Below are 1,579 nucleotides of genomic sequence, written 5' to 3' on the forward strand. Positions count from 1 at the left end.
TTTTTGAAATCCAGATACTGATTTCATATAAAAGCAGCAGCGGAACGGTCACCATTAGATGGGACACGATGTCGGGCGGTGTGATAAACGCTGCGATGATCAGCAAAATGAAATACGCATAGCGTCTCATTTGTGCCATGAACATCGGGGTGATGATTCCCAGCCTGGTTAGGAACAGCATGACCACCGGAAGTTGAAACAGCAATCCAAACGGAAGTGTCAGCTGAAATAAAAAGTGGAAATACTCATTGATTCCAATGACTTGCTGGATGTTCAGTTCGTTCGATAAATTCATCATGAACTTGACTACGTAAGGAAAGAGGATGAAATAAGCAAATGATAGTCCGCCCAGAAAAAGCAGCAGGGAAATCGGAATATAGCTTAGTGTCACCTTTCTTTCTCTATCCAGCAGGCCCGGGCTGATAAAGGACCAGAGTTGAAAGAGAATCAGTGGGGATGTGATAATCAACGAAATGAAAACCATCATCTCCAGATAGATTTTAAGCGGGTCTGTCAGTCTGAAAGCATTCATTGTCAGCTCTTTGGCTTCATCCGCATGCTGCAGATACCTGATCAGCGGTTCAGCGAGAAAGAAACTTCCGATAAACGCTAACAAGAAGAAAACGACTACAAACATGAGCCGTTTTCTGAGTTCACCTATATGTTCATAAACTGTCATTTCATTATGACTCATAGCGTTCAATCCTTACATTTACTTAGCATCTTTATTCTTATCGTCATCATCATCTGCTAAGCCTTTTGTTGCGTTTTTGAATTCACGCAAAGTGTTTCCTGCTGCTTTACCCAATTCCGGCAATTTCTTCGGTCCGAAAATTAATAGAGCAACAATTGCGATCAATATGAGGCTACCTGGTCCTAGTGGCATAACGCTCACCTCCTCGTTCTATCATAACGTATCGACTTTATTTTTGCTATCATGATTGATTTTCTTCTTGTGACATTTCAGTGTCATCTTCAGAGTAGTTTTTTAAGAAGTAGACCAGCGACTGCAGTTCTACCGCCAGGTCAATATGATGGATCCTGATATGGTCCGGCGCAGTTAGCCGTGCAGGCGTAAAGTTCAAGATTCCTTTAATATTCGCCTGGACAAGCCTGTCAGTAATGCTTTGAGCAGAACCGGCCGGCACGGTCATGATCGCGACTTCAATTCCATTATCCTTGAGCTGTTTTTCCAGGTCATCAAGACTGTAAACCGGTACATCCCCAATAACAGATCCTACTTTTTCGGGAGCAACATCAAATGCCATTTCTATTTTTGTATTATTATTTTTGATAAAATTGTAGTGAAGAAACGCCGTACCAAGGTTCCCCACTCCAATCAGCACGACCTTTGTCAGCGCATCCTGATCGAGTGTTTTGCTGAAGAAAGATAGTAGATAGTTAACATTGTATCCATATCCTTTCTTCCCTAATGCACCAAAGTAGGAAAAATCCCGTCGGATGGTCGCAGAATCCACCTTTACCGCTTCACTCAGTTCCTTAGAGGAAACTCTCTGCTTACCCGAGGAGTGTAAGTTTTTGATAAATCTATAGTATAGCGGCAGCCGTTTAGCTGTCG

Annotated in this window: 3 protein-coding genes; all 3 read right to left on the reverse strand. The window is 42.5% G+C overall.

Translation table 11 applies throughout. The annotated features are described in order from the left end of the window. On the reverse strand, window positions 1-694 hold a 694-nt coding region (tatC, locus tag BSG1_RS19450), incomplete at its 3' end, for a twin-arginine translocase subunit TatC (RefSeq protein ID WP_006838961.1). 18 nt (window positions 695-712) lie between these two features. Beyond that, complete coding sequence (locus tag BSG1_RS19455) at window positions 713-886, reverse strand: twin-arginine translocase TatA/TatE family subunit (protein ID WP_044023218.1); 174 nt, start codon at window positions 884-886, stop codon at window positions 713-715. A 49-nt stretch (window positions 887-935) separates the two neighbouring features. Further along, window positions 936-1,579, reverse strand: a 644-nt coding sequence (locus BSG1_RS19460; protein WP_006838963.1) for a redox-sensing transcriptional repressor Rex, incomplete at its 5' end; no start/stop codon positions are given.

This window comes from Bacillus sp. SG-1 (assembly GCF_000181495.1).
In the GTDB taxonomy this organism is placed as follows: domain Bacteria; phylum Bacillota; class Bacilli; order Bacillales; family Bacillaceae_B; genus Rossellomorea.